General features: G+C 64.8%; 28 protein-coding genes. 16 read left to right on the top strand and 12 right to left on the bottom strand.

Translation table 11 applies throughout. The features are described from left to right. Nucleotides 1-3: 3 nt before the first annotated feature. Entirely contained in the window at nt 4-846 is an 843-nt protein-coding gene (locus EJV47_RS25775) for a DNA/RNA non-specific endonuclease (RefSeq protein WP_126696101.1), read from the bottom strand. Between the two features lie 240 nt (nt 847-1,086). Here EJV47_RS25775 and EJV47_RS25770 point away from each other — a divergent pair, with 240 nt between their 5' ends. Further along, nucleotides 1,087-1,449 carry a hypothetical protein gene (locus tag EJV47_RS25770; RefSeq protein WP_126696100.1) on the top strand — a complete coding sequence of 121 codons (363 nt, stop codon included), beginning with the start codon at nt 1,087-1,089 and terminating at the stop codon, nt 1,447-1,449. A gap of 31 nt (nt 1,450-1,480) precedes the next feature. After that, nucleotides 1,481-3,118: a PAS domain-containing protein gene (locus tag EJV47_RS25765; protein ID WP_126696099.1), complete on the top strand. Its 1,638-nt coding sequence runs from the start codon at nt 1,481-1,483 to the stop codon at nt 3,116-3,118. Nucleotides 3,119-3,182: 64 nt separating this feature from the next. Here EJV47_RS25765 and EJV47_RS25760 read toward each other — a convergent pair whose 3' ends face one another. Further along, a complete protein-coding gene (locus tag EJV47_RS25760) occupies nt 3,183-3,806 on the bottom strand; it encodes a hypothetical protein (protein ID WP_126696098.1) in 624 nt (207 codons plus the stop codon). A gap of 145 nt (nt 3,807-3,951) precedes the next feature. Here EJV47_RS25760 and EJV47_RS25755 point away from each other — a divergent pair, with 145 nt between their 5' ends. From EJV47_RS25755 to EJV47_RS25740, 4 genes are all read left to right on the top strand, one after another. Next, nucleotides 3,952-4,458, top strand: a complete 507-nt coding sequence (locus EJV47_RS25755; protein WP_243651321.1) for a TlpA disulfide reductase family protein — start codon at nt 3,952-3,954, stop codon at nt 4,456-4,458. A 33-nt stretch (nt 4,459-4,491) separates the two neighbouring features. Continuing rightward, nucleotides 4,492-5,118 carry a thioredoxin family protein gene (locus EJV47_RS25750; protein ID WP_126696097.1) on the top strand — a complete coding sequence of 209 codons (627 nt, stop codon included), beginning with the start codon at nt 4,492-4,494 and terminating at the stop codon, nt 5,116-5,118. A 157-nt stretch (nt 5,119-5,275) separates the two neighbouring features. Further along, entirely contained in the window at nt 5,276-5,566 is a 291-nt protein-coding gene (locus EJV47_RS28990; RefSeq protein WP_126696096.1) for a heavy metal-binding domain-containing protein, read from the top strand. Between the two features lie 101 nt (nt 5,567-5,667). After that, the gene (locus EJV47_RS25740; RefSeq protein ID WP_126696095.1) at nt 5,668-5,997 is read left to right on the top strand and encodes a four-helix bundle copper-binding protein; all 330 of its coding nucleotides are present in this window, start codon (nt 5,668-5,670) and stop codon (nt 5,995-5,997) included. Between the two features lie 63 nt (nt 5,998-6,060). On the opposite strand, the gene EJV47_RS25735 is transcribed toward EJV47_RS25740, so the two are convergent. Then, nucleotides 6,061-7,482 (bottom strand): hypothetical protein, encoded by a 1,422-nt coding sequence (locus EJV47_RS25735; protein WP_126696094.1) that lies wholly within the window; start codon nt 7,480-7,482, stop codon nt 6,061-6,063. A gap of 132 nt (nt 7,483-7,614) precedes the next feature. Further along, the gene (locus EJV47_RS25730) at nt 7,615-8,343 is read right to left on the bottom strand and encodes a TVP38/TMEM64 family protein (protein ID WP_126696093.1); all 729 of its coding nucleotides are present in this window, start codon (nt 8,341-8,343) and stop codon (nt 7,615-7,617) included. Nucleotides 8,344-8,440: 97 nt separating this feature from the next. Here EJV47_RS25730 and EJV47_RS25725 point away from each other — a divergent pair, with 97 nt between their 5' ends. Beyond that, nucleotides 8,441-9,700, top strand: a complete 1,260-nt coding sequence (locus EJV47_RS25725) for a zinc dependent phospholipase C family protein (RefSeq protein WP_126696092.1) — start codon at nt 8,441-8,443, stop codon at nt 9,698-9,700. Nucleotides 9,701-9,801: 101 nt separating this feature from the next. Here EJV47_RS25725 and EJV47_RS25720 read toward each other — a convergent pair whose 3' ends face one another. Beyond that, nucleotides 9,802-10,245 (bottom strand): hypothetical protein, encoded by a 444-nt coding sequence (locus EJV47_RS25720; RefSeq protein WP_126696091.1) that lies wholly within the window; start codon nt 10,243-10,245, stop codon nt 9,802-9,804. Nucleotides 10,246-10,353: 108 nt separating this feature from the next. Next, nucleotides 10,354-10,761 (bottom strand): hypothetical protein, encoded by a 408-nt coding sequence (locus EJV47_RS25715; protein WP_126696090.1) that lies wholly within the window; start codon nt 10,759-10,761, stop codon nt 10,354-10,356. A gap of 174 nt (nt 10,762-10,935) precedes the next feature. Here EJV47_RS25715 and EJV47_RS25710 point away from each other — a divergent pair, with 174 nt between their 5' ends. From EJV47_RS25710 to EJV47_RS25700, 3 genes are read left to right on the top strand one after another with little or no spacing between them, the layout of a single operon-like run. Continuing rightward, complete coding sequence (locus EJV47_RS25710) at nt 10,936-11,292, top strand: hypothetical protein (protein ID WP_126696089.1); 357 nt, start codon at nt 10,936-10,938, stop codon at nt 11,290-11,292. Between the two features lie 53 nt (nt 11,293-11,345). Then, complete coding sequence (locus EJV47_RS25705) at nt 11,346-11,627, top strand: hypothetical protein (RefSeq protein WP_126696088.1); 282 nt, start codon at nt 11,346-11,348, stop codon at nt 11,625-11,627. 44 nt (nt 11,628-11,671) lie between these two features. After that, nucleotides 11,672-12,022, top strand: a complete 351-nt coding sequence (locus EJV47_RS25700; protein WP_126696087.1) for a hypothetical protein — start codon at nt 11,672-11,674, stop codon at nt 12,020-12,022. A 107-nt stretch (nt 12,023-12,129) separates the two neighbouring features. On the opposite strand, the gene EJV47_RS25695 is transcribed toward EJV47_RS25700, so the two are convergent. From EJV47_RS25695 to EJV47_RS25670, 6 genes are all read right to left on the bottom strand, one after another. Next, nucleotides 12,130-13,194, bottom strand: a complete 1,065-nt coding sequence (locus tag EJV47_RS25695; RefSeq protein WP_126696086.1) for a CUB domain-containing protein — start codon at nt 13,192-13,194, stop codon at nt 12,130-12,132. A gap of 252 nt (nt 13,195-13,446) precedes the next feature. Then, on the bottom strand, nt 13,447-14,892 hold the full coding sequence (locus EJV47_RS25690) for a TolC family protein (protein ID WP_126696085.1): 1,446 nt from the start codon (nt 14,890-14,892) through the stop codon (nt 13,447-13,449). Nucleotides 14,893-15,138: 246 nt separating this feature from the next. After that, a complete protein-coding gene (locus EJV47_RS25685; RefSeq protein WP_126696084.1) occupies nt 15,139-18,255 on the bottom strand; it encodes an efflux RND transporter permease subunit in 3,117 nt (1,038 codons plus the stop codon). Between the two features lie 48 nt (nt 18,256-18,303). Next, nucleotides 18,304-18,660 carry a four helix bundle protein gene (locus EJV47_RS25680; protein WP_126696083.1) on the bottom strand — a complete coding sequence of 119 codons (357 nt, stop codon included), beginning with the start codon at nt 18,658-18,660 and terminating at the stop codon, nt 18,304-18,306. A gap of 48 nt (nt 18,661-18,708) precedes the next feature. Further along, on the bottom strand, nt 18,709-19,893 hold the full coding sequence (locus tag EJV47_RS25675) for an efflux RND transporter periplasmic adaptor subunit (RefSeq protein WP_126696082.1): 1,185 nt from the start codon (nt 19,891-19,893) through the stop codon (nt 18,709-18,711). 212 nt (nt 19,894-20,105) lie between these two features. Further along, the gene (locus EJV47_RS25670) at nt 20,106-20,609 is read right to left on the bottom strand and encodes a YciE/YciF ferroxidase family protein (RefSeq protein ID WP_126696081.1); all 504 of its coding nucleotides are present in this window, start codon (nt 20,607-20,609) and stop codon (nt 20,106-20,108) included. Between the two features lie 310 nt (nt 20,610-20,919). On the opposite strand from EJV47_RS25670, the gene xseA reads away from it, so the two are divergent. The 6 genes from xseA to EJV47_RS25640 all read left to right on the top strand — a co-directional run bounded on the left by xseA (nt 20,920) and on the right by EJV47_RS25640 (nt 25,413). Next, nucleotides 20,920-22,416, top strand: coding sequence for an exodeoxyribonuclease VII large subunit (gene xseA / locus EJV47_RS25665; protein ID WP_126696080.1), 1,497 nt, complete (start codon nt 20,920-20,922; stop codon nt 22,414-22,416). An 87-nt stretch (nt 22,417-22,503) separates the two neighbouring features. Then, the gene (gene xseB / locus EJV47_RS25660) at nt 22,504-22,737 is read left to right on the top strand and encodes an exodeoxyribonuclease VII small subunit (RefSeq protein WP_126696079.1); all 234 of its coding nucleotides are present in this window, start codon (nt 22,504-22,506) and stop codon (nt 22,735-22,737) included. Between the two features lie 10 nt (nt 22,738-22,747). Further along, nucleotides 22,748-23,494: a hypothetical protein gene (locus EJV47_RS25655; RefSeq protein ID WP_126696078.1), complete on the top strand. Its 747-nt coding sequence runs from the start codon at nt 22,748-22,750 to the stop codon at nt 23,492-23,494. Between the two features lie 114 nt (nt 23,495-23,608). Then, nucleotides 23,609-23,926 (top strand): hypothetical protein, encoded by a 318-nt coding sequence (locus EJV47_RS25650; RefSeq protein ID WP_126696077.1) that lies wholly within the window; start codon nt 23,609-23,611, stop codon nt 23,924-23,926. A gap of 15 nt (nt 23,927-23,941) precedes the next feature. After that, the gene (locus EJV47_RS25645) at nt 23,942-24,631 is read left to right on the top strand and encodes a hypothetical protein (RefSeq protein ID WP_126696076.1); all 690 of its coding nucleotides are present in this window, start codon (nt 23,942-23,944) and stop codon (nt 24,629-24,631) included. Between the two features lie 95 nt (nt 24,632-24,726). Further along, nucleotides 24,727-25,413, top strand: coding sequence for a hypothetical protein (locus tag EJV47_RS25640; protein ID WP_126696075.1), 687 nt, complete (start codon nt 24,727-24,729; stop codon nt 25,411-25,413). The last annotated feature ends 288 nt before the right edge of the window (nt 25,414-25,701 follow it).

Genomic DNA, 25,701 nt, shown 5'->3' with positions numbered 1-25,701 from the left:
GGGTTACTGCGTCGGGCCGCCGTCTACTTGAGCTTCCAGCGCCGTCTGCACGCCGGGCTTCACGGCCGACAGCAAGTCGTAGCCGGTGGCTTGCTCGATGGCGTCGACCGAGGTGCGGTAGGTGCCCCAACTGCTGCTCAGGCTGTTGTCGTTGGGCGTATCGACGGCAATGACGCGGGTGCTACTCGTCACGCGGCCGGCGTCGTCGTTGCCGACGGGTAGTACCACCACCACTTTCCAGAAGCGGGCCGGCACCGTCACGCGGCCCTGGTCGATGGTGCTGGCCGCCCCGTTGGCGCCCCGGCCGCCGGTGCCGTACGAGCCGCAGATAACGTACAGCTCGTTGCCCTGCCCCACGAGCGTACGGCAATAGTCTTCCAGCGCGGCCCAGGTACGCTGGTTGTTGTTGGGCGCCTGCGGGGCCATGTTGCTCATCAGGAAGGTGGCCGAGTTGTCGGCCACGGAGCGGGTGCGGTCGGCCGAGGGGCACTGGTGGCCGCGGTCGAAGCCCGAGCCCACGTAGCTGCTGGCGCCGGCGCGGTACCAGCCGGCGGGCAGCGCGTCGTCGGCCCGAAAATCATCCTGGCGGGCGGCCGAGCCCAGCCAATCGGTGCTCAGGTGCCACGACACCCAGTTCGGAATGGCCCGGTCGCGGTGGTAGCTCAGCGCGTACTGGGGCTTGTCGAGCAGGTAGTTGGCGGGGCGGGTGGCATCGGCGGTGGCGCCGCTGGGGTTGCCCAGGGTCAGGTGCTCCGGCAGGGTAGGAGCGGGGTCCTCGCCGGAGCAGGCGGCCAGGGCCAGCAGCAGCAGCAGGCTGGCCGAAATACGGGTTGAAGCAAAAGGCATGGCAGAAGGCAGTAGCGGAACGATTGGCAAAGATCAGGCCCCGGCCGTACTTTCGGCCGCCAAACCGGATTTGGCCCGTCCGCTCCAAGCGTATGATTGCCAGCGTGCTGCCCGGGGTTTTAAGAAATGTCCAAAAGAATTTGAACTTTCGTAAGTATTTCATGGTACTGAGCTGAGTAGTTTTACGTGCTGCTTGTTCGTAAGCCAAACCGTTGCCTGCTTGTTTTTCCAGCCTAGTGCATGACTGATCTGCTTTTCGACGTCAACCTGCAGCAATTGCCGGACGATTTCCTGGCGGGAGCGTGGCGCGTGGCCGACCGGGTGCTCAATCAGACCGACCCGGGTAGCGCCCTGGCCCTGGCGACGCACGTGCACCTCAGCCCCGGCCAGCTGCAGGTGCAAACCCCCGACGACACCCTGCAGCAGGGCCAGTGGTCGGTGCAGCGCGACGCGCTGCTGCAGCGGCCCTACCTCGAGCTGCAGCTGGCCGAGGAAAAAACCCGCGCCCTGATTACCCGCCTGCGGCGCTCCGCCGACGGGCTGCAAAGCCAACTTAACCTGTATTTCCTGTCGGGGATGGAGGTGCAGCTCACCCAGCCGTGAGCCTGCCCCGCCATCCGCTGCCATTACGCGCATGTTGAAGCCCGAAAACACCAGCTACGAACGCCTGCAGGCGGCCACCGATGCGGCCGGCGTGGGCACCTGGGATTTTAACCCGCTCACCGGCGAGCTGCAGTGGTCGGCCCGTTGCAAGGAGCTGTTCGGCGTGCCCCAGGAGGAGGAAGTGGACTACCCCCGCTTCCTGGCCGGCCTGCACCCCGACGACCGCGCCCGCACCGACGTGGTGGTGCAGCAGGCCCTGGACCCGCGCGGCACCGGCGAGTACGACATCGAGTACCGCACCGTGGCCGAGAATACCGGCGAGGTGCATTGGGTGCGCGCCACCGGCCGCGCCTACTTCGACGAGGCCCGCACCCAAGCCGTGCGCTTCCTGGGTACTATTGTCGACGTGAGCGACGCCAAGCGCCGCGACGAAGAGTACCGTTTCATCGTGGAGTTTATTCCGCAGATGGTGTGGCTGACCGACCCGCAGGGCTACCACGCCTTCTTCAACCAGCGCTGGATTGATTACACGGGCTACACCGTGGAGCAGAGCCAGGGCACCGAAATGTGGAACAACCTGCTCCACCCCGACGACCGGGCCCGCGCCCGGCAGGTGTGGGGCCACGCGCTGGCTACCGGCGACGATTATGAAATCGAGTACCGCATCAAGGGCAAGGACGGCACCTACCGCTGGTTCCTGGGCCTGGCCAAGCCCATGCGCAGCACCGAAGGCGAGATTATCCAGTGGTTTGGTACCTGCACCGACATTCAGGAGCAGAAGGAGAACGAGGAAGCCCTGCGCTGGAGCGAGGAACGCTACGGGCTGGCTTCGCTGGCCACCAACGATGCCATCTGGGACTGGAACCTGCAAACCAACGCGGTGACCTGGAACGACGCCATCCACCGCGAGTTCGGCTACGCCGCCGACGCCGTGGAAAACACGGCTAAGTGGTGGTACGACCACATTCACCCCGAGGACGCGGAGCGCGTGGTGCACGGCATTCACGCGGTTATCGACGGGGAGGGCACGGCCTGGCACGACGAGTACCGCTACCGCCGCGCCGATGGCTCCTACGCCCAGGTGCTCGACCGCGGCCACGTGGCCCGCGACACCGAGGGCAAGCCCATGCGCATGATCGGGGCCATGCAGGACGTGACCGAGCAGCGCCGCGCGGGCGAAGCCCTGCGCGAGCGGGAAGCCGAGTTTACCTCCCTGGCCGACAACATGGCCCAGCTGGCTTGGATGACCCGCCCCGACGGCCACATTTACTGGTACAACCAACGCTGGTACGACTTCACCGGCACCACGCCCCAAGAAATGGAGGGCTGGGGCTGGAGCAAGGTGCATCATCCCGAGCATTTGCAGCGGGTGACTGAGCGGTGGAAAAGACAGCTGGCGGCCGGGGAGCCTTGGGAAGATACCTTCCCGCTGCGCGGCAAAGACGGCGAGTACCGCTGGTTTTTGTCGCGGGCGGTGCCCGTGCGCGACGCGGCGGGCCAGGTGGTGCGCTGGCTGGGCACCAACACCGACATTACCGAGCAGAAGCAGCTGCAGGAGCAGTTGGAGCGCGCCTACGCCGACCTGGAAGCCAAGGTGATGTTCCGCACCCTCGATCTGGAGCATCAGGTGCAGGAGCTGCAGCGGAAGCTGGCCGAGGCGAAAGGCTAGCTTCAGCTACCTAAAAGCGTCGGCGGCATTCCACTGGAATGCCGCCGACGCTTTGTTTATGGGCCTACACGTTCATGGTTTGCTCCTGGGCTATTGAACCCTGGGTTGCCGGCTGCGGACTGGTACCGTCCTCCGAATGAAATTTGGTTACGTCGCCGCGCAGATTCATGCGGAAGCAATGGACGTTGAGTTTATAGTTTTCCAGCTTGCCTTCGGAGTCGTATCTATCATAGGCGGTTGCTCGAATTTTCTGGGCCAGCGCCTTGGCGCTTTTCTCTTGAAATTCTTGCTCCCGTTTTCGGTAGATTTTCGGGTCTTTGCTGCCTATTAGATCAGGCTTGACAAAGGTTTTGTAAGCGCCGCACTGCTCGTGCTCCACGATGTACACATCCTCGATGTGGTGCAGCGCTACGGCAATGCGAATGTGCTGCTCCAAAAACGCCCACCATGCCGCCGGATCGATGAGGTGCTGCGTGGGCTTGTCCGTCCGGTGCCAGTCTTTGTACTCGTCGCTCAGCGAAACGCCCAACGACGCCCCGGCCAGAATAACGTGGTCGTAGCGGTTGGTGAGGTTTTCGTGGTCCATGAAGCGCGCCAAATCGTCGGTGAGGCGCAAATCGATGCAGCTGATAAGCAGCAGATTCTTGGGCGGCAGGTAGGAGGTGTCGGTCGGATACTGGCGGTTCATGGTTTGGCGTTTAGCGTTGTGCCCAACCAATATATAATAGCGGTATGGCTTGAAGAATTAAAAATTATTAATATTTAAAACAAGGCTTGGACTGCCTGAGTGGCAAGCTTTGCAACATTCCGGCGCCGGGCCGGTCCTTAGGCTGATGTCACTAGCAAAGAAATACCTGAGCGTCCTGGGACTGACGGTTCTGGCCCTGCTGGCGGCCCCGGCGGCCCGCGCCCAGCAGGTGCGCGTGGTGAAGCTGCCCGCCCTGCAACAGCTGCTGCAGCGCCCTTCTGATACCACCTACGTGGTGAACTTCTGGGCTACCTGGTGCAAGCCCTGCATCGAGGAGCTACCGCACTTCGAGCAATTGCGGGCCCGGCAGGCCGCGAAGCCCGTGCAGGTGGTGCTGGTCAGCCTCGATTTTGCCTCCAAGCTTGATACCAAGGTGCGGCCCTTCGTGCAGAAGCAGGGGCTTAAATCCAAGGTGTGGCTGCTCAGTGAGCCGGACCAGAATGCCTACATTGACGCCATTGACCCTAAGTGGTCGGGGGCGCTGCCCTTTACCCTCGTGTACAACAACCGCCGCCAGCACCGGCAGCGCTTCGAGCAGCCGCTGACGCTGGCCGAGCTGGAAGCGGCCGTGCGGGCCGTGCAAGCGCCCTGATTCCGTGGTTTCACCTCTTTTCACCTTACCCGCATGAAAAAGTCTCTGCTTGCCCTGCTCACGCTGCTGGCGGCGGTATTTACCGTCAGCACGGCTTTCCGCCCGGCCGAGGGCGGCTACCAGGTCGGCGACAAAGTCGCGGACTTCAAGCTCAGGAACGTTGATGGGAAACTGGTGTCGCTGGCTGGCAACGCGGCGGCCAAGGGCTACATCGTGGTGTTTACCTGCAACACCTGCCCCTACGCCAAGGCCTACGAGGACCGCATCATGGCCCTGCACCAGAAGTTTGCCGCCCAGGGCTACCCGGTAGTGGCCATCAACCCCAACGACCCGCAGGTGGCCCCCGGCGACTCCTACGCCGACATGCAGAAGCGCGCCAAGGAGAAGAAGTACGCCTTCCCCTACCTGCTCGATGAAACCCAGGACGTAGCCCGGGCCTACGGCGCCACCCGCACCCCGCACGTGTACCTGCTGCAGCGCAGCGGCTCCGACTTCAAGGTGGCCTACATCGGCGCCATCGACAACAACACCGAGGACGCCAAAGCCGCCACCCAACACTACGTGGAAGACGCCGTGGCCCAGCTGCAGGCCGGCAAGCCCGTGCAAACCAGCTCGACCAAGGCCATCGGCTGCACCATCAAGTGGAAGAAAAAGGCTTAGGCGGCTAACTGCCTGAATTGTTAAGAAGCGCCGGAGCGGAAGTTCCGGCGCTTTTTCATTGGAGGTGCCTGCCGGCTGGCAGCTTACCGGACGGCGCCGGCCGCGTACCTTTGCCCCGGGCGGGAATCAACCGGACCGCCGCATTGTCTCTGCCGATATGAATAAGCTCCTGCCCCTGCTGCTGGCCGCCAGCCTGCTCACGGCCTGCAACAGCAAGCCCACCAACGACGCCGAAACGCCCGCGGCGCCCACCGCCGCCACTGCCGACTCGGCCAAAATTCAGCAGCCCACCGACGAAGTGGCCCGCCCCGAAACCGAAGGCGGCACCGGCGACCAGACCAACCTCGGCACCACCACCTACGTGTGCCCGATGGGCTGCGAGGGCAGCACCAGCACCAAGCCCGGCAAGTGCCCGGTGTGCGAAATGGACCTGGAGAAGAAGAGCTAACCGGCAATTCTGCACCGGACCGGCGGCAATCTTGTACCAACCAGCGCGGGCGACCGGGGTAAAAGGAAAGTAGCCTTTCCGTTTCACCCAACCCCGTCCCCATGCACCAGCAACACCAAGAACTCCTTGCCGCCCTCAACGCCTGCGTCGCCGCCTGCGAGCATTGCGCTTCCGCCTGCCTGCAGGAAGAGCACGTGCAGATGATGGCCCGCTGCATCAGCCTCGACCGCGACTGCAGCGACGTGTGCGCCCTCACGGCCCGGCTCGTGGCCCGCGGCTCGGAGCACGCCGCCCACCTGCTGCGCGAGTGCGCCGAAATCTGCCAGGCCTGCGCCGACGAATGCGGGCAGCACCAGCATGAGCACTGCCAGCAGTGCGCCGAAGCCTGCCGCCGCTGCGCCGAGGCCTGCCGGCAAGGATTAGCGGCTTAACAGGCTTCCACGAATGCGAAGCGGCCCGGAGCCTGGCTCCGGGCCGCTTCGCGTTTACAGGCCTTAGTTGAACGACACCTGATACTGCGCTACCACGGCGCCCCGGTCGCTCGTGCGGCGGAATTTCCCGTCGCCGGCGGGGGTGAAGATGGGGCGGTTCTGGTAGGCCACCGTCAGCTTGGACGTGTGGCCGGCCAGCAGCCAGTTCACGCCCGCGTCGTAGTAGTTCATCGCGTCGTGCAGGCGCTCATAGCGGGCGTGCTGCAGGCTGAGGTAGGGCATGAAGGTGGTCGGGCCCACGAGGTTGTCGGGCAGCTTGTAGCCGACCTGGCCGTAGACCACGTTGCCGGTGCCGTAGGCCGGCCAGCCGTTGCCGCCGTTGTTGAGCGTGGTGGTGCCGGGCGCCAGGCCGTTGGTGGGGCTGAGCGGGGCCGTGTTACGGATGTAGTTCGGGCCGTAGTCGAGGTGGTAGAAGGCGGCGTAGGCGTGCAGGGCCTGCCCCTTGGCCGCCGGTCCGACGGGTGCGTCGTAGAACACGTCGACGGCCCACTGCTTCATAGCGGCGAAGACCGTATCGGGTCGGGTAGCGGGGCCGCCGAGGGGGCCGGGGCGGTACCAGGTGGCCCGGGGCTGCACGATGAAGCCGGCCCCCACGTTGAAGATGCGCTTCTTGCCCAGGTAGGTGCCCGCCGCGTAGGGCGTCAGGTTGCTTTCCTGGTCGAGAAACTGCCACTGCAGGTAGCCCTGCCACTGGGCCCGCGGCGCCAGGCTGGCAAACGAGGCCACGCCCACGGCCGGCGTGTTCGGGGCAATGATGAGCGGCTTGCTCACGGCCAGGCGGTAGTCGAGCTTGCTGAGCTTGCCCTTGGCGTACACGCTCAGCTTGCGCCCAAACTGGTCGTTCACGTCGTTGGTGGTTTCGGCCACCAGCGGCAGATCGAGGCCCATGATGGAGGCCGTGGAGGAGGCCGTGAAGCGCGACAGGCCGTTCCAGGAGCCCAGGCCGGTGCCCAGCGAGAGTTGGTTTTTCACCACCGCGTACTCGCCCACCGCGTCGTGCAGGAAGAACAGCTGCTTGCGGTCCGAGAGGTAGCCGAAGTTGTTGATACCGATCTGCGAGTAGATGAACACGCGGTCGGTGAGCTGTCCGTAGAACTGAATGCGGAAGCGCCGGATGCCCGCGTCCAGGGTGCTCGGCTCGTTGCGGCCGTTGATGCGGGAGCCGGGGTTGTTCTGATTGTAGCGCAGCCAGGCTTGGTTGAGCAGCGTGAGCTTGACGTAGTGGCTGGCGTCGGGATTAAGGGCCAGCTTGCCGTCCTTGAGCGGCATCACGACGGGCGGGGCGGGCGCCTGGGGCGCCGGAGCGGCCTGGGCGCCCTGGGTATCGGGCGGCGGGGCCTGGGGCGTATTCTGCGCCCGGGCGTGCCGCGTGCCGGCCAGCAGCAGCAGGGCCAGCGTCGCCGCACGCCAGCATTGCTGAGGCATGTAAGGGAAACTTGGGTGGAAAACGGACTCCGGTCCGGCGGCCGGGGCGCGCACTGCACTTCGGGCTGCAAAGGTAGCCCCGCACCGCCCGGCCCGGAAGCCCGGAACCGGAAAAGACCCGTCCGGCCCGCCTCAGCGGTACTCGATTTTGCGCGTCGGCTGCTGACTGTCGTCGGCCGGGCGGCGCTTTTTATCCCACCAGATGTAGCCGCCGAACAGCAGCAGCCCCACGCCCGACACCCACAGCAGCCCGGTTTTGAGCCGTCCGCTGTCCTGGCCCAGGTAGGCCAGCAGCCCGATGAGCGGCATGATGGCCACAGCCGTTACGCTGATAAACTTCAGGTAGCCCATGCGCGCCACCCCGGCCACGAAGCTGATGGCGTCGTTCGAGATGATAGGCGTGAGGCGGGCCAGCGCCACCGCGCCCAGGCCGTAGCGTTCCACGAAGTCGGCCACTTTGTGCTCGGTCTTCTCGCCCAGCAGCCCGATGATAAACGACTCGCCCAGGCTGCGGCCGATCCAGTAGCCCAGGCTGCTGGCCGTGAGCACGCCCACCCAGGCCAGCAAGGAGCCCCACCACGGCCCGTAGGCCAGGATGGCCACCAGGATGAGCAGGGCGTTGTTGATGACGAACAGAAACATCTGCGCCACCATGGCCAGAATCAGCACCACCGGCCCCCAGAAGCCAAACTGCTGCACCCACCCGGCCACCTGCTGCTGCTCGCCGCTGCGCGCCGCGGCCCAGCCGGCCTGTGCCTGCTGCTGAAACGCGGGCCACAGAAAGTAGCAGGCCACCAGCGCGGCCAGGATGCCCAGGGTGACGTAGAGCGGCAGGTGCGTGGTTTTCGAGCGGTCGGCCATGCGGACGGGGGGAGAGGTACGCTGGTAGGTACGACAACGCCCCGGCCCGGTTTGTCGTTTCGGCCCTGGGGAGCCGCCGCTGCTCCCGCTGCCGCCTATGTTCCGAATGTTGCTGGTGCTGCTGCTCGCCGCGCCATTTCCCGCCGCCGCCTATTCCGTCCTCACCCACCAGGCCAACGTGGATACCTGTTGGCGCCGCTGCATCCGGCCGCTCATCGAGCAGCGCTACCCCGGTGCCACCCGCGAGGAGTGGATTGAGGCCAAAAGCTACGCCTACGGCGGCTCCATCGTGCAGGACATGGGCTACTACCCGCTGGGCTCCAAGCTCTTCACCGACCTGACCCACTACGTGCGCTCCGGCGACTTCGTGCGCAACCTGCTGCTGGAGGCCCACGACCGCAACGAGTACGCCTTCGCCCTGGGGGCCCTGGCTCATTACGTGGCCGACATCAAGGGCCACTCCGAGGGCACCAACCGCGCCATGCCCTCGGTGTACCCCGATCTGCAGGCCAAATTCGGCGACGTGATTACCTACGAGGAAGCGCCCGTGCAGCACACCCAGCTGGAGTTTGCCTTCGACGTGGTGCAGCTGGCTGCCGGCCGCTACCGCTCCGATACCTACCACGACTTCATCGGCTTCCGGGTGAGCAAGCCGGTGCTGGAGCGGGCCTTCCGCAACACCTACGGCCTGGAGCTAAAGCAGATTGTGGTGGACCTGGATCTGAGCGTGACCACCTTCCGCTTCGCCGTGAGCCAGCTCATTCCCACGGCCGCCCGCGCCGCCTGGCACGCCGAGCGCGACAACATCCGCAAGCTGGACCCGCGCGCCCGCCGCCGCGACTACCTCTACCACCACAACGAGAGCGAGTTCCGCCGCCGCTACGGCGTGAAGTACGACAAGCCGGGGCTGGGCGCGCGCATTATGTCCAAGGCCATCAGCATTCTGCCCAAAATCGGCCCGCTGCGGCCCTTCGCCTTCAAGCTGCCCACGCCCGAGGCCCAGCAGCTGTTCAAGCAGAGCTTCGCGGAGGTGATGACCGACTACTGCCGGGTGCTCACGCAGACGCGCGAGGCCCAGGCTGCCCTGCCGGCCCAGCTGCCCAACTTCGACTTCGACACCGGCAAGCCCACCAAAGTCGGTGAGTACGCCCTGGCCGACAAAACCTACGGCGAGTGGGTGCGCAAGCTGGCCAAGGATAAGTTCAGCGCCGTCACGCCCCCGGTGCGCGACAATATCCTGGCCTATTTCAGCGGCCCGCCCAAGCCGCCCCGCGACGAGGACGAGAAAGAGAAGAAGACCCAGCAGGAAACCCAGGAGGCACTGACGCAGCTGCGGGAGCTGACGGCTAAGCAGTAAGCCCTGCAAGCAAGTAAGCTGGGGGAAGCCCAGCTTATTTGATGATAAGCCGGGCCGCCTGGCCCTGCTACGCCCCAGGTAGAAGCCAGCAGGCAAGCAGATCATGTTCTCGTTCCTTGCTCCAGCAGCCACTGCACGGCCGGGCCCTCGTCGATGAAGGTGGCGAGGCGGTAAGGCTGCTCGGGGGCCTGGGCGGTGGCTGCGGCTTGGCGCAGACCCGCGTCGCGGCGCAGCTCCTGGGCGCGCATGGGCGAGAGCAGATACGCTACGCGCAACGGAGCCGGGGCCAGGTTGGCAGCGGCTTCGGGCAGCAGGTGCTGGGCTACCCAGGTCGAGGAAGCGGCGTCCAGCTCGGTGCGGCGGCGCACGTCAACCAGCCAGCGCGTAGCCCGGTGCGCCGTACCCAGGGCCAGGGCCGCCCGAAAGCCCGTTTCCACCTCCCGGGGCGTAACGGCCCGCAGCCAGCGCACGGTCAGCAGCCGCAGGTCGGCCCGGTAAGCCAGGGCCAGGTAGTCGAAATCAGGTGGGGCGGCGGAGAAATTCATGCGGCTAATTTACCAATAGCAGCGAACCGCCGGTCGGGGTGGCCGGAGGCCAGTTCGCGCAGGCGGACCCGCCCGGCGCCAGCAACTTAAACGACTCCCGTACCGGGCTTACCGCTGCAGCCACTCTATCACCGAGCCCTCTTCGCCGAACAGGCGCAGGCGGTAGGTGCGGGCCCCGTCGAGGCCGTAGGCGAGGGTGTCGCGCTGCACTTCGTCGCGCTCGTACACGGCCATGCGCCCGGGCGAGGCCAGCACCCCGATGCGCAGGGACTGGGGCCGCAGCGCGTCGGCGGCGCGGGGAAAAAACTCGTGGGTGGTCCACTCGGCCAGCTGGGGCGTCAGCTCCTCGCGGCGGCGCACGTCGAGCAGCCAGCGGGCGGCCTGGTGCTCCTGGGCCGCGTGCAGCACGGCTTCGAAATCAACCTGGAGCTGGGCAAAGGGGGCATCGGCGGGCCAGCGGACGACCAGCAGCTGTAAATCGGGGCGGTACTGAATCGAGCAAGTAGGGGAGGACATGAGCGGCAAGTTATACTCCCGCCGTGTACGCGGGCGGCGGGCAGCGTGGCCGGGTGGGTATCCGCCTCAACTTTATTTTTGGTTTGCGGCCGAAAAGCTAGTCAGCGCGGGGGCAACTGCGTACACCCCGGCAGCCACCGGGACCCGCCCGGCGGCCACGTCGTGCTGAGCGCCATGCAGGGTTCCTGGTCATACACGTACGCCTGTGCCCACCTGCAGCATTTGCTGACCAGCAGCGCCTTGGCCGCGCCCGACGCCGGGCGGCTGCAGGAGCGCGCCCAGCTGGTGTTCCGCTGCTTCAGCCCCTACCTCGGCCAGCACCTGACGGAGGCGCCCTCCCTGTACTTCACCGCCTACCTGCGCCAGCAGCTCCTGGCCGAAGTGGAAGTGTATGGCGCGCCGGCCGCCCCCAACCCCGCCACCGTGTACCTGCGCCTGCTGGAGGGCGGGCAGTACGTGCTGCAGCAGGAAATGGCGCACGGCGAGCTGGCCGCCCGCCTAGCCTTGTACTTCGCTGCCGCCCGCCGGTAGCACCCGCTTGGCGAAGGTCGCCGGGGCTTCCCAGGTTTTTCCAGCCCACCCCCATGCCGTCTTCCTTCCTGCCCAAAACCAACCTGACCCTGCCGGAGGCCGTGCGCATCAGCCCCGTGCTCGACTACGCCCGCTGCCTCGACGCCAGCGGCCGCCCGGCCGACTACGCGGGCGACTGGCCCGAGGAGGGCCGCGTGTACGTGGTGCGGGTGCTGCGCAACGCCCACCGGGGCATCACGCTGGTGTACCTGCTGGAGCTGGCAGCCACCGCCCCGTACTACAACGCCTTCGAGCCCTACCGCTTCCGCATGGTGTGCTCCACCTGGCTCAACTAGCCCACCGCGGCTTCTTTCCTGTTCATCCACTTTTCCCTCTGCTCATGTCCGGACCTTCTTTCAACGCCCTTGGATTCAGCCAGGTCACCGACGCCGGCCTGAGCCGCCCGTCGCAGTCATTTTTCAACACCTGGCTGTACCGCCACGACCACGCCGCCCAGGACGGGGCGCAGCTGTACCTGGCGTTGCCCTTCGGCATTCCGCGCTGGCGCCTGAGCATGCTGGCCTGGCCCCTGGCCCACGCCGACGTGGTGCAGGATCTGGCCGTTGGCGACCTGCCTGGCCTGGCCCAGGCCGTGCAGCACTTCTTCGCGGCCCACGGCGGCGAGGGGGCGCGCATTCCGGGCGCCGCCAGCCAGCGGCCCCACGGCTTTCCGAAGGGCTCGACCCGCTAGCCCCGCAGCCCCGGCGCCCAGCCGGCCACGACCCGCGCCGGCCTGCCGACGGTCGGCTTCATACTCCCGGGTTCCGGCCCCCAATTCCTTGCGCGGCCCCGGCAGCGTCAGGGGGCCAGCCGCGCGCAGATGCAGTAAATGCGCACGGTGTGGTTCGAGTTGCTGGTATTGGCCACTTTGATCTTCCAGGTACTGACCGGCGCGTTTTCGTCGGGGCCGTTGTAGAGGAGGCTGAACGTGTTGTAGTTGGAGGCCGTGAGGTTCAGCATGCCGCCGCCGCCGCCCAGCAGGCGCTTGCCGGCCGGGCAGCTCACAGAGGGGGCCAGCAGGTTGAAGCCCGGCACGGTGAAGTCCTGGGTGACTTGCTCCAGGCCCACGGCCAGCGCCCCGCCCACCGTGGCGTTGCCGGTCAGGCTCAGGTTGCCGCCCACGCGGGCGTCGCCATTGACGTCGAGGCGGGCGGCGGGCGTGGCCGTGCCGATGCCCACGTTGCCGTTGTTGTCGATGCGCAGGCCCTGGCTGCCGCCGTTGTTGGAGAGCCAGTTGCCGTTGAGGCCCAGGTTCTGGGAGGCGGTGTGGTTGCCCAGGTTGTCGGGGGCGGTGGTGGTGGCGGCGGTGGTCTGCAGCGAGCCGTCGGGGAAGCGGAAGCCCTCCTGGGCGTAGACGGCGCCGGCCACGTGCAGCTTCTCCAGCGGCGCGGTGGTGCCGATGCCCACGTTGTCACCGGGCGCCGTGATGCAGTTGACGGAAGCTACAAAGCCCGAGTAGCTATAGCTCGGGTCGGTCGTGAGCAGCAGTGTCAGCACCCCGCTGAAACTGGTAGCGGTGAAGGTCTGGTTCAGGCCTTGGCTGCCGGTAAGCCGGGCCAGCTGCGGGGCGCTGGTATTCGGGCCGTCGTAGATGGTGAGAAAATCGTAGTTCTGCTCCAGCTGGAAGGCCGTGAACGTAAGCTGCACGCGCCGCCCCGTCGGGTTCAGGGACGGGTAGATGGCCAGCTGACTGGTGACGTTGTCGCCGTAGTTGCCGCTGGGGCCGCCGGGGTCGGCCACGGTGCCCGAGCAGAGGATGGTGGCAACGGCGCCCGCGGCGGGCATATCCATGTGCTGGGCCCGCAAACGGGCGGCGGGCAGCAGCAATAGTATCAGCAGCAGGCAGCGGTAGAAGTAGCTCATGGCAGCGGCGTCGGGAGGTAGGGAAGGGCCCGGTCGACAGCATGCATCCCCACCCGCTGGCCCGGCCTTTTATGGCCGTCAGCCAAGCCCTTCCTCGACCCTGCAATACTAGGCAGCCCCCCGTTGCCCCGACCAGCCAAAATCCGTCGTTGACCTACCAAATCCGGTTGTTGACTGCGGGCCCCGGATGGTGATAAAGCCGTCAGTGCTAAAAACTAGAGGTTAGAAGGCTAGTTTTTAGCACTGGCCCAGCTATTTGGTGCCGGTGGGGGCGGGCTGCTGCACCAGGTCGCCGCTGAGCTGGCGCAGCACGGTTTCGGCCTGCTTGGCGTTGAAGCGGGCGTCGAGCAGGCGGTTTTCGGCGTTGAGCTGGTTGCGCTGGGCTTCGCGCAAAGCCAGCTGGTTCAGCAGGCCCAGGCGGTAGCGCTCCAGGGTAATGGCCACGTTCTGGCGGGCCAGCTGGATGTTGGCCTCTTCCAGTTGCAGCAGCTGCAGGCGGTCCTGGTACTGCAAATAAGCCTGCTCGGCCTGGGAGTTGAGGTCCAGCTCGGTCTGCTGCAGCTGCAGCTGGCTCTGCTCGATGGCAATGCGGGCGTTCTGCTCCAGGCGGCGGCGGTTGAAGCCGTCGAAGATGGGCACCGTGGCTACCACGCCGTAGTTGAAGCCCTGGGTGCGGCCAGTGTTGGTCACCAGCGTGTTGCCGAAGAAGGCCGCCCCGTTGATGTTGCGGTTCAGCCCGTAGCCGCCCTGCACGCCCACCTGCGGAAAGCGGCTGGCCGTGACCAGGCGCCGGTCGTACGTCGCCACGTCGACGCCCAGGCGGGCCTGCTGGAGCTGGGGGTTGCGCTGCTGGAGCCCGGCCACCACGGCCTGCTTGTTCAGGTTGGCATTGACCACAATGGAATCCGACGGGGCGAAGTCGGTGGCCGGCGTGCGAGCCAGCAGGTTGTTCAGGTTTACCTTGGCCGTAGCCAGGGCTTCCTGCTGCTGAATGAGCAGCGCCCGGTCGGCGTTGAAGTCGACCTGGGCGGTGAGCAGCTCCACCTTGGCCGTCACGCCCACTTCCACCTGCGCCTGCGTGAGGTCGATGCGGGCCTGGCCCACTTTCAGCGCCTCCTCGAAGGCCCGGATGCGGCCCGACTCGCGCACCACGGCGTAGTAGGCGTTGGTGATGTTGGCCACCGTCTGCTCCACCGTGAAGCGCGTCACCTCCTTCTGCTGCGACTCCAGGGCGCGCAGCCGGTCGTAGGCAATGAACATGCCCAGGCCGTCGAACACCGTCCAGGTCAGGGCCACGTTGCCGTTGAGCACGTTGGAGCGCGCCCCGGAGGCCACGCTCGGCTCGGGCCGCGCCGACGACTCCTGCCGCACGTTGTTGATGGTGAAGGTGCGGGTGAAGTTGCCGTTGATGGTCGGCAGCTGCCCGGCGTTGCCGCGGGTGACGTTGTTGCTGGCAATCTGCTCGTCGCGCTGGGCAATGCGGATGCCGTAGTTGTTTTCCAGCCCCAGCCGGATGGCGTCTTCCAGCGACAGCGCCGGCGCCGGGGCCACCGTCTGCGGCTTGGTCAGCTGGTCGCCGGGATTGGGGCGCACGGGTGGCGCCGCGCCGGGCTGCTGAGCGGGCACGGTGAGGGGCAGCAGCAGGGCCGCAGCGGGTAGGAGGGAGCGAAACAGGGCTATTTGCGTGGGAAAGAGCATTGGGGAAGCCTGCGGAAGCGAAGCCAAGAGTTAGAGCTAGTTCCCCTCCTCAGCTGAGGAGGGGCTAGGGGTGGTTGACCGGATGCCAGAACGGTCAAAGCAGTACGTTATGTAGGGCTAAATGACGTGCTGATATCAGGCGTTTTTTTGCATACTATCTGGCGTCAGCAACGACGGTCAACCACCCCAGCGGCGAGTAAACTCGCCGCGTCCCCTCCTCATCTGAGGAGGGGAGTTGTCGTGCGGTTACGCCACGGCCGGTTCGGCGTGCTTGCTGGTGTCCTCTTCGGGCGTGGGCTTGGCGTGCTTTTTCTTGGCCGTGGCGAAGTACGAGTACATCACCGGCACGATGTAGAGCGTCAGGCCGGTGGCAAACACCATGCCCCCGACCACGCCGATGCCCATGGCGCGGCGGCTCAGGGCGCCGGCGCCGGTGGCAATGGCAATGGGCATGATGCCGAGGATGGCGCAGAGCGAAGTCATCAGAATGGGGCGGAAGCGGGTAGCGGCGGCTTCCACCAGCGCCTCCATGTAGTGCACGCCCTGCTCGGCCCGCTGGTTGGCAAACTCCACGATGAGGATACCGTTCTTGGTCACCAGGCCGATGAGCATGATGACGCCGATCTGGGAGAAGATGTTGAGCGTCTGGTTGAAGTACCAGAGGCTCAGCAGCGCCCCGGCCAGGGCCAGCGGCACCGTCACCATGATGATGGCCGGGTCCTTGAAGCTCTCGAACTGGGCCGCCAGCGTGAGGTAAATCAGCAGCAGGGCCAGGCCGAAGGCGAAGAACAGCGAGGAGGAGCTTTCCTGGAAGTCGCGGGAGGTGCCGGCCAGCTCGGTCGAGTAGGTTTCGTCGAGCAGCTCGTCGGCAATGGCCTGCATGGCGGCAATACCGTCGCCCACGGTTTTGCCCGGAGCCAGGGAGGCCGAGAAGGTGGCCGCGTTGTAACGGTTGAAGCGGAACAGCTGCGGCGGGGTGCTGCTTTCCACCAGGCGCACCACGTTATCCAGCTGCACCTGCTCACCACGGTTGCTCTTCACCGACAGCAGGCGCACGTCCAGGGGCTGGTTGCGGTCCTCGCGGGCCACCTGCCCGATAATCTGGTACTGCTTGCCGTTGCGCAGGAAGTAGCCGTAGCGCTGCCCCGACAGGCCCGCCTGCAGGGTCTGCGAAATATCCTGCACCGATACGCCCAGCGTCTGCGCCTTTTCCCGGTCGATGACCACGCGCAGCTCGGGCTTGTTGAACTTCAGGTTCACGTCGGCAAACTGGAACGTGGGGTCGGCCTGGGCCGCAGCCAGGAACTTGGGCACGATCTGGCGCAGCTTCTCGAAGTCCTGGTTCTGCACCACGAACTGCACCGGCAGGCCGCCGCCCCCACCACCGCCACCGCCGCCCCCACCGATGCTCTGGTCCTGCGACACGGAGGCGCGGGCGGCCGAGAACTTCTTCACCATCGCGCTGAGCTTGTCGGCCACCTGCTGCTGGCTGACTTTCCGCTCGTCCGGGTCGGTGAGCAGCACGCGGGCAATGCCGGAGTTGGCGCCTGAGCCGGAGCCGGGCGAGGTGACGGCGTACACGCTGCTGAGCTGGGCGCCGGCCGAGTCCATGGCCGCCCGCTGCATCTCGCTCATGTAGGCGTCCATGAACTCAAAGGACGAGCCCTCGGGCGAGGTAGCGCTGATGTTGATGCGCGAGCGGTCCTCAATCGGAGCCAGCTCCGAGGGAATGGCCTTGATGAAGAAGGCAATGCCGGCCACCGTGGCCACCACCATCAGCCAGGCCCAGACGCGCTGGCGCAGGAAAGCCTCAAGGCTGCTCTTGTAGCCGTTGGTGAGCTTCTCGAAGAAGGGCTCGGTCTTGCGGTAAAACCAGTTGTGCGTCTCACTGCGCCGCAGCAGGCGCGAGGACATCATCGGCGTCAGGGTTAGCGACACGAAGGCCGAAATCAGCACCGAGCCGGCCACCACGATGCCGAACTCGCGGAACAAACGGCCCGTGATGCCCGACAGGAACACCACCGGCAGAAACACCGCCGCCAGCACCACCGTGGTCGACACGATGGCGAAGAAGATTTCGTTGGAGCCCTTGTGGGCCGCTTCCATCGGCTCCTCGCCCGCCTCGATGCGCGAGTAGATGTTTTCGAGCACCACAATGGCGTCGTCGACCACCAGGCCGATAGCCAGCACGATGGCCAGGGTCGTCAGCACGTTTACCGAGAAGTTCAGCAGGTACATCACGAAGAAGATACCCACCAACGACACCGGAATGGCCACCATCGGGATGATGGTGCTGCGCCAGTCGCGCAGGAAGAGGAAGATGATGACCACCACCAGCACGAAGGCCTCGAAGATGGTGTGCTTCACCTCGTTGAGCGACTTGCGCACGAACTGCGAGTTGTCGAAGCCCGGGGTGATTTTCAGGTCTTTCGGCAGGTCGGTGCGCAGCTGCTCCACGCGCTTGTTGAAGGCGTCGGCAATTTCAATCTGGTTGGAGCCCGGCTGCGGAATCACGGCCACGCCCACCTGCGGAATGCCGTTGACGCGGAACAGCGTCTGGTCGTTTTCGGGGTACAATTCGGCCCGGCCCACGTCGGAGAGGCGAATCAGCGAGGTAGAGTCGCGGCGCAGAATCAGGTTGTTGAAGTCCTGCTCCGAGCTGAGGCGGCCCATGGTGCGCAGGGTCAGCTGGGTGTTCTGGCCCTGCACCGAGCCCGAGGGCAGCTCCACGTTTTCGCGGGTCAGGGCCTGCTGCACTTCGGTGGGGGACACGCGCAAAGCGGTGAGGCGCACCGGGTCGAGCCACAGGCGCATGGAGTAGCGCCGCTCCCCGAAAATGCGCACTTCCGACACGCCCGGAATCGTCTGGATGCGTTCCTTGAGCACGTTCACGGCGTAGTCGGTCAGCTCCAGCAGGGTGCGCTTGTTGGAGCTGAGGTACACCATCATGATGGGCTGGGAGTCGGCGTTGGCCTTGGTGACGGTGGGCGGGTCCATGTCGCGGGGCAGGCGGCCCTGGGCGCTGGATACCTTGTCGCGCACGTCGTTGGCGGCCGTTTCCAGGTCGGCTTCCAGGTCAAATTCCACCGTGATGTTGGCCCGGCCGTCGCGCGAGGTGGAGGTCAGGTTTCGAATGCCGGCAATGCCGTTGATGGCTTCTTCCAGCGGCTCGGTCACCTGCGACTGAATCACGTCGGCCGAGGCGCCGGTGTAGGAGCCGCTGACGGTAATGATGGGCGGGTCGACGCTGGGGTACTCGCGCACCGAGAGGTAGCGGTAGCCAATCACGCCGAACAGCACGATGACCACGCTCATCACGATGGCCAGTACCGGCCGGTCGATGCTCGTTGAGGATATGCTCATTTGTAATTAATAATTAAGAATGAATAATTAATAATTGAAGCTCACGAGCTACATATCCTCTTTGGCGGAGCGAATGATGGCTGTTAGAATTTTTAACAGCTCTTCGCAGTCCTGTAGCAAGGAATCGGCCTGCCGCAGGGTTAGGTAATTCGTATCGCGGAGCAGGCGCAGCCAGTAATGGGTTTCGCGTGCTTCCTTGTATGCTATGCTGCATTTCGAGACAAAATCACGCCGGGACTGACCGCCCACGGCTTCTTCAACGTTCGACCCAATGGCCGTTCCACTGCCCACAATTTGGTCCGCTAATCGTAGCGGACACCGTTCCCGCATCAAATGCTGATACAAGCGAATGATGCGTACCGAAAACAAATAGCTCTTTTCAAGAATAATATTCTCCTGCTTCATGAATTATGGTCAGTAGCATCACCAGTATCAATTATTAATTACTAATTCTTAATTATTAATTCGAACCCGGTCCCCCGGCTTCACCTGCAGGATGCCCGTGCGCAGAATCGTGTCGCCGGCGGCGAGGCCGTCGGTAATCTGGATGAGCTTTTCGGAGCGGATACCGATTTTCACCGGCTGCCGTTCGGCCTTGCCGCCGACCACCTTATATACGATGTAGCCCGAGGCTTCCGGCGACACCGACTCCGTCGGAATCTGGATGGCCTCGTCTACCTGCCCGATCTGCAGGTTCACCCGCACAAAGGCGCCGGGCTGCAGCTCCCGCTTGCTGTTCGGGTACACGGCCCGCACCGATAGGGTGCGCGAGGCCGGGTCAATCTGCGGGTTGATGGCGTAGACCTTGGCCTGGTACTTCTTGTTCGAAGCCTCGTCGAGTACCTGCACCTGGTCGCCCACTTTCACCGCATTGGCATAGCGGCCGGGCACGGCGAAGTCCACCTTCACCGGCTCGATGCGCGAAATGGTGGTAATGGGCGTGTTCGGCGACACGTAGGCACCCACCGACAGGGTGCGCAGGCCGGCAATGCCGCTGAACGGGGCCCGCACGTAGGCCTTGGCCAGCTGGGCCTGCAAGAGGCGCATGTCGGCCTGGGCCGTGAGCAGGGCGTTGTTCGACTGCTCGTACTCCTGGGCGCTGATGTATTCCTTTTCGAGCAGGGTGCGCTGGCGCTTTTCCTGGTCGCTGAAGAGCTTGATGTTGTAGCGCAGCTTCTGGAGCTGGGCCTGGATTTCGTCGGCGTTGATGCTCAGCAGCAGCTGGCCCTTGCTCACCGGCTGGCCTTCCTTGAAGTTCAGGCTGGTTATGCGCCCGTTGATTTCGCTGCGCACCACGAGCTGCTCGTCGGCCAGCACCGAGCCGGTAGCGGCCACGGCGTCGGTGAGCTTGGCGGGCGTCACCACGAAGGCCTGCACCGGCAGCGGGCCGCCGCCACCTTTGCCGCCCCGGCCGCCGGCGCCGCCCTTGGCGCCCGGACCGGCCGCGCCGCCTTTGCCGCCACCCTTGCCTTCGCCGGCGTTGGGGGAGGGGAAGAACTTGATTTTGACGAAGGCCAGCGCCGCCACGACCACCGCGGCCAGCAGCCACCAGCGCCAGGCACCGCCGCGCCGGGGCTCTTCCGGCTCGGGCGTGTAAGTGGTCGATTCGGTTTGCGGCTCAGCGGGTTGGGGGGGCATATCGGCGGTGAAAGCGGATGGGGTAGATGCAAAAAGAAGTCGGCCCCGCCGCCACACTCGGCAGGACCGACCCAGAACAACTGCCGGCCGGCAGAAAGTTTGGTCAAACCCCGGCCGCGCTGTTCGAGGGTTACAGACTCAAAAAAAGCCTGCGCGTTGCAGGCTTTTTCGAACAAATAGCGGGCCGACTGCCCGCCGGCTGTTATACGCGCTTACATGGCCCGCTGGTTGATATAGCCCTTGGCCAAATCATTGAGCTTGGTATCAGTGAGTTGCTCTTCCTGCAACGTCTGCGAAAGCAGCGAAGCCGCTTCGGCGTGGCCCAGGCGCTCGGCGTAGTGGCGGGCGGTGCCGTAGCCCGAAATTTCGTAGTGCTCCACGCGCTGGGCGGCGGCAATCAGGGCGGCGTCCTTCACCTCGTCGGTGGCGTTTTCGCTGATGGTTTCCTTGCCTTCGGCCACCAGCCCGGCCATGGCCTTGCAGGTGTGCCCGCCCAGGTCGATGCTCAGGCTGCGGCCAATCTGCTCCAGGCGCGACACCTGGTCCTGGGTTTCCTGCAGGTGCAGCTCGAAGGCCTGGCGCAGGCGCGGGTCCCGGGCCTCCTTGGCCATGTCGGGCAGGGCTTTCACCAGTTGGTTTTCGGCGCTGTAGAGGTCCTTCAGCTGCTCGGCGAACAGATCGTCCAGGGAATTGAGTTTGCCTTCGAAAAAGCTCATGGGAATGGGTGTTTTGGGTGAAAGAAGGTGAGGGTTCGAGCGGCAACTGTGGCTGATGTACGACCCGATTTGGGCGTGGGTTGAATGGCCGAGCTGGCGGGTGCAGCTACTGTCGAGCTGATACGCTTGAGCTTGTTCAAGGATATCCGTCTGATTGCTAGTTCATTATTGGTCTGCAAGTGCGGGTGCTATTTCTCGCGCAGGTCCGCTGAGGCTGGCGCCGAAAGGCGTAAAGCGGTGGCCGCCCATCCTCGGCGAGAAGCCGGCCCGGCATCATCAGGCCGCGCCGGTTGCGTATCTTGCAGGTCGCATGCCTCCCCGTAGTCCCCGCCGTACCGCCGCTCCGCTGCTCGCCCTCACGCCCGTGCCCCTGGCCGAGCTGCTGCGCCGCGTGCGCGACGTGCTACACCTGGCCTTCGACGACGCCTACTGGGTCACGGCCGAAATTGCGGAAATCACCCTGCCGCGCTTCGGGGCCGGCCACTGCTACCTCACGCTGACGGACCCCACCAGCGGCCCGGGCGGCACCGAGCTGCGCACCCAGGTGCGGGCCACCATCTGGCGCAGCCGCTACGAGCTGCTGGCCCCGCACTTCGAGCAGCAAACCGGCCTGAGCCTGCGCGCCGGGCTGCGGGTGCTGGTGCGCGGGCAGGTGCGCTTCCACGAGCAGTACGGCCTCAGCCTCGACGTGGTAGCCCTCGACGCCTCCTACACCGTGGGCGACCTGGCCCGGCAGCGCCTCGAAACCATTGCCCGGCTGCAGGAGCGGGACCTGCTGGAGCGCAACAAGCGCCTGCCGCTGGCCCTGGCCCCGCAGCGCCTAGCCGTGGTGTCGTCGGCTACGGCCGCGGGCTGGCAGGACTTCGTGCAGCAGCTGGAAGAGGCGCCCTACGCCTTCGAGGTGGCCCTGTTTCCGGCCCAGATGCAGGGTCAGGAGGCGCCGGCCAGCATCCTCGCCGCCCTCGACCAGATTCGCCGCCAGCGCCGCAGCTTCGACGCCGTTGTCATCATCCGCGGCGGCGGCTCCCGCACCGACTTGCTGTGCTTCGACGACTACGGCCTGGCCGCGGCCGTGGGGGCTTTTCCGCTGCCCGTCCTCACCGGCATCGGCCACGAGCGGGACGAAGCGGTGGTCGACCTGACGGCCCACACCGCCCTCAAGACGCCCACGGCCGTGGCCATTTTCCTGGTGGAGCGCCTGGCCCGGCTCGAAGCGGCTTTCGACGGCTACGGGGTGCGCATTCACGAGCTATGCCTGCAGCAGCTGGCCCAGCACGGCGCCCGGCTGGAGCGCCTGGGCCGGCAGGTGGTGCAGGCCAGCCAAGGGCGGGTAAGCGCCGAGCAGGCGGCCCTGCACCAGCGCCTGCGCCGTGCCACCGAGGCCCCGCGCGCCGCCCTGCAGCGCGAGGCGCAGCAGCTCACGGTCTGGCGCCACCAGCTGCAGCGCGCCGCCCGCCGCAGCGCCCAGCACCAGCGCCAGCAGCTGCGCCGCCTGGGCCGGGAGCTGCTGCGCCGCTTCCGTCGCCTGCACCAGCGCCAGCGCGAGGCCCTGCTGCGCCAGCGCTACGAGCTGGAAATTGCCGCCGTGCGCACCACCGCCCGCCACGCCCTGATGTTGTCGGGGGCTACCACCCGCCACGCCGTGCTCGACCCGGTGCTGCTGGGCCAGCGCGGCTACCTGCGCACCGACTCGCTGCAGCCGCTCACGCCCAGCACGCCGCCTGGCACCCCGCTGGTGCTGCAGCTGCCCGCCGGTCCGCTGCCCGCCCAGGTTATCAACCCCGCCGCCCCGCGCCTGCCTTTTTAGGTGGTTTCTAGTTTAGAGTTGCTGGTTTCTAGTTGACAGCAGCCAGTGCGCCGAAACAAAACCAGCAACTAGCAACCCGTTTATTTTATGCCTGAGCCTCAACCCGCCGCCGACCGCACCTACCGCGACGCCATTGCCGAGCTGGAAGTCCTGCTCCGCCGCCTCGAAACCGAGCAAGTGGATGTGGACGACCTCACCGCCAGCGCCGAGCGGGCCGCCGAGCTAATCCGCTTCTGCAAGCAGCGCCTGCGCTCCGCCGAAGCCTCCCTCGACCGCGTGTTCGACGCATTGGACGAGGAAGACGAAGGCACCGAAGAGTAGGCCCGCTACGATGGAGCCGCAGATACCGGCGTGGGTTTCCAAGGCCCATGTATTCATCAATTACCTGGGCAGCTTCGGCATCATCATACCCGCGCTGCTGGGCTGGCGGCAGCGCAACCGGCTGCCCACGCCGATGCATGCGGTGTGGTGGTACTGCATATACTGGTCATTGGAAGCGCCGGTGAACGTGTATTGCCGCCGGGTGCTGCACCAAAACCACCCCCTGCACCATGTCGACGTGCTGGTGGAAACCTGGCTGCTGGGCTTGGCCTATTACGAAGCCCTGGGCCGCCGCCGCCAACCCTGGTGGCTGGCCGCAGGCGCTTTTTTCACCGCCATAGCCGTGGCCGATGCCACCATTTTCTCCGATATCTTCCACGCCAACGTGTACGCACGCACAGTCCAGACCATCCTGCTGCTGGCCTGCATCATGCTGTATTTCGAGCGGTGGATTCACGAGGCCAACCGCCAAGTCCGGCCCCTCGACGGTATGTTCTACATCAGCGCCGGGCTGTTCATTTACTACGCCGGCTCCATTACCGGATATGTCTTGGCACCTTTTGCGCGGTCGGTAAGCTGGGATGCCCAAACGGCGTTGGGTATCGTCATCGACGCGCTATTTCTGGGGTGCTTGGGGCTAATAATTGCTGGTTTTCGGGCTGAGCGGCGGCTCCAGGTTGAAGCTCCCACCACGGTAGAGGCTAATCCGGCCACGATGACCGTGCCGGTGAGGCGGCGCGAGAAACAGGGAACATGATTTTTGGCGGGGGGCTTGATGGAATGATACAAAATAACGTGGGTATGCGCATATATTTGGCCGCCTGTGTAGGTACTGCACTTTCCATTCACCTGTTCACACAACCCCTATTTCATGAATTTCAACGGTACTGAAGGAAGCCTGATCGAAATGAGTGAAGGCGCCGGCATGACGGCGGCCTACCGCGAAGCTCAGCCCGGCCAGAACCTGTGCGTGTTCTTCGGCAAAGACCTGCTCAACGTTCTGCTGTCCCAGAACGATGCCCAGGGCCTGCGCTTTTACTTCGCCCACAACGCCGACGGAAAAATGACCCTGGTGACGGTAGCCGCCAACAGCGAGGGGCAGGATATTCAGGCCAAAGTGGGCAACCGCGGTACGCATTGCCCGGATTTCTGCTGCACCGATAGCCCACTTGGCAACGCTACCGAGTAACCGTACCTTTGGGCAATGGATGTCCCAACGCCGTTTCCAAACTGGTTTCTGACCACCCAATACACGCTTAATCTCATAAGCAGTTTTGGGGTGTTGATACCGCTGGCTATTGGTTTGCGGCGTTGGGGCATCTTGTCGCCGGCTGCTCGAATTATCGTTGGCTATTTTGGCTTCTGGTCACTGGAGGCCTTTGTCGATCAGTGGAGCCGCAGGGTGCTGCACACCAACATGTATCTATTCCACGTGACGGTGTTGGTGGAAACCCTGCTGTTGGGCTGGGCCTACTACCAAGTTTACGACCTGAAGCCCGTGCGCCGCATCATGCCCTGGGTGGGCGTGGCCTTCACCTTGGTGGCGCTGGCCGATGCATTCTGGATTAACGATCTGCAGCATGAAAACGCTGTGGCGCGGGTAGTGCAAGTGTCATTGATGTTGGCCATGATTCTGCTGTATTTCGAGCAGTGGGTACGGGAAATGCGTACCGATAATCCCTGGCACAATTTTATGTTTCTGGTGAGTGTGGGACTGGCTATTTATTATGCCGGTTCGGTAATGAGCTACCTGGGTATTGCTTCCGGGGGCTTTGCGGCTATCGTAATGGCAATAATTATTGATCTTTCGTTTATCGTTGCCCTCGTACTGATGACTGTCGCCTTGTGGCGCGAGGCCTTCCCTAGTACTGCCTACAAAGCCAAGACCGCCTGAGCGGCAATGGCCGACCTCGTTTCGCCGGGCCAGTATCCTATAGGGCAATGTTACCAAAGGCCCCTTAGCAGCTTATCCCGGCTTACCTTTGGGCAATGAATACGCCTCCCGCCTGGCTGACCACCGTTTCCCACCTCGTCTTTTTGGTCAGCAGCTTCGGGGTGGTGGTGCCGTTGGCTATCGGGCTGCGGCACTGGCGGCTGCTTTTCCCGGCCGGCCGCAGCATCGTTTATTACTTCGGCTTCTGGACGGTGGAGGCGCTGGTGGACCAGTGGAGCCGCAAGGTGCTGCACACCAACGTTTACCTCTACCACGTGTCGGTGCTGGTGGAAACCTGGCTGCTGGGCTGGGCTTACTACCACACCTTCGACCTGAAGCCCGTGCGCCGCATCATGCCCTGGGTGGCCCTGGTCTTCACCCTAGTGGCGCTGGTCGACTTCTTCATCTTGGCCGGCCCGCATCAGCTCAACCGGGTGACGAGGGCCGTGCAGGTAGTGCTGATGCTGATTATGGTCATGCTCTACTTTGAGCAGTGGACGCGGGAGGTTCACACGGGTAGCCCCTGGCGCAACCTCATGTTTATCAGTAGCGTAGGCCTGGCCGTGTACTACACGGGTTCGGTGATGGGGTACCTGCTCCAGAACGGTGCTCCCACCCTGACGCAACGCATCATCAGCCTGCTTATCGACAGCACCTACAACGTGGCGCTGGTGCTGATGACTCTGGGCCTCTGGCGCGAAACAGCGCCGCCGGTAGCGCCGGATGAAGGCCCCGGAGCCTGAACGATTCGCCGTGCGGCGGGGCTGCGCTGGCGGACGTGGCAGAGGCCGCAGCGTACCGCATCCGGGCCGCTACTTTGGGAATGGCCCAGAAATTTGTAGTAAATAGAACCGCATTTAGGAATTTTTGGCTTATTGCGGGCCTCTTGAAATCAGCAGGTTAGGAGATGCGGCCAACTTGGGCTACATTTAACTTTCCTAATCCTGCTCCCGGGCCCGCCAGCCCGCCGCTCTGGCATTTTACAGCTCGTCTTCGCCGCAGCCCGGCCGGGCCGTGGCCGCTTTCTACTG

This window comes from Hymenobacter gummosus (assembly GCF_003970915.1).
Taxonomy (GTDB): domain Bacteria; phylum Bacteroidota; class Bacteroidia; order Cytophagales; family Hymenobacteraceae; genus Solirubrum; species Solirubrum gummosum.
The sequence above is the reverse complement of the archived record's forward strand: the minus strand, read 5'-3'. Positions and strand labels throughout refer to the sequence as shown.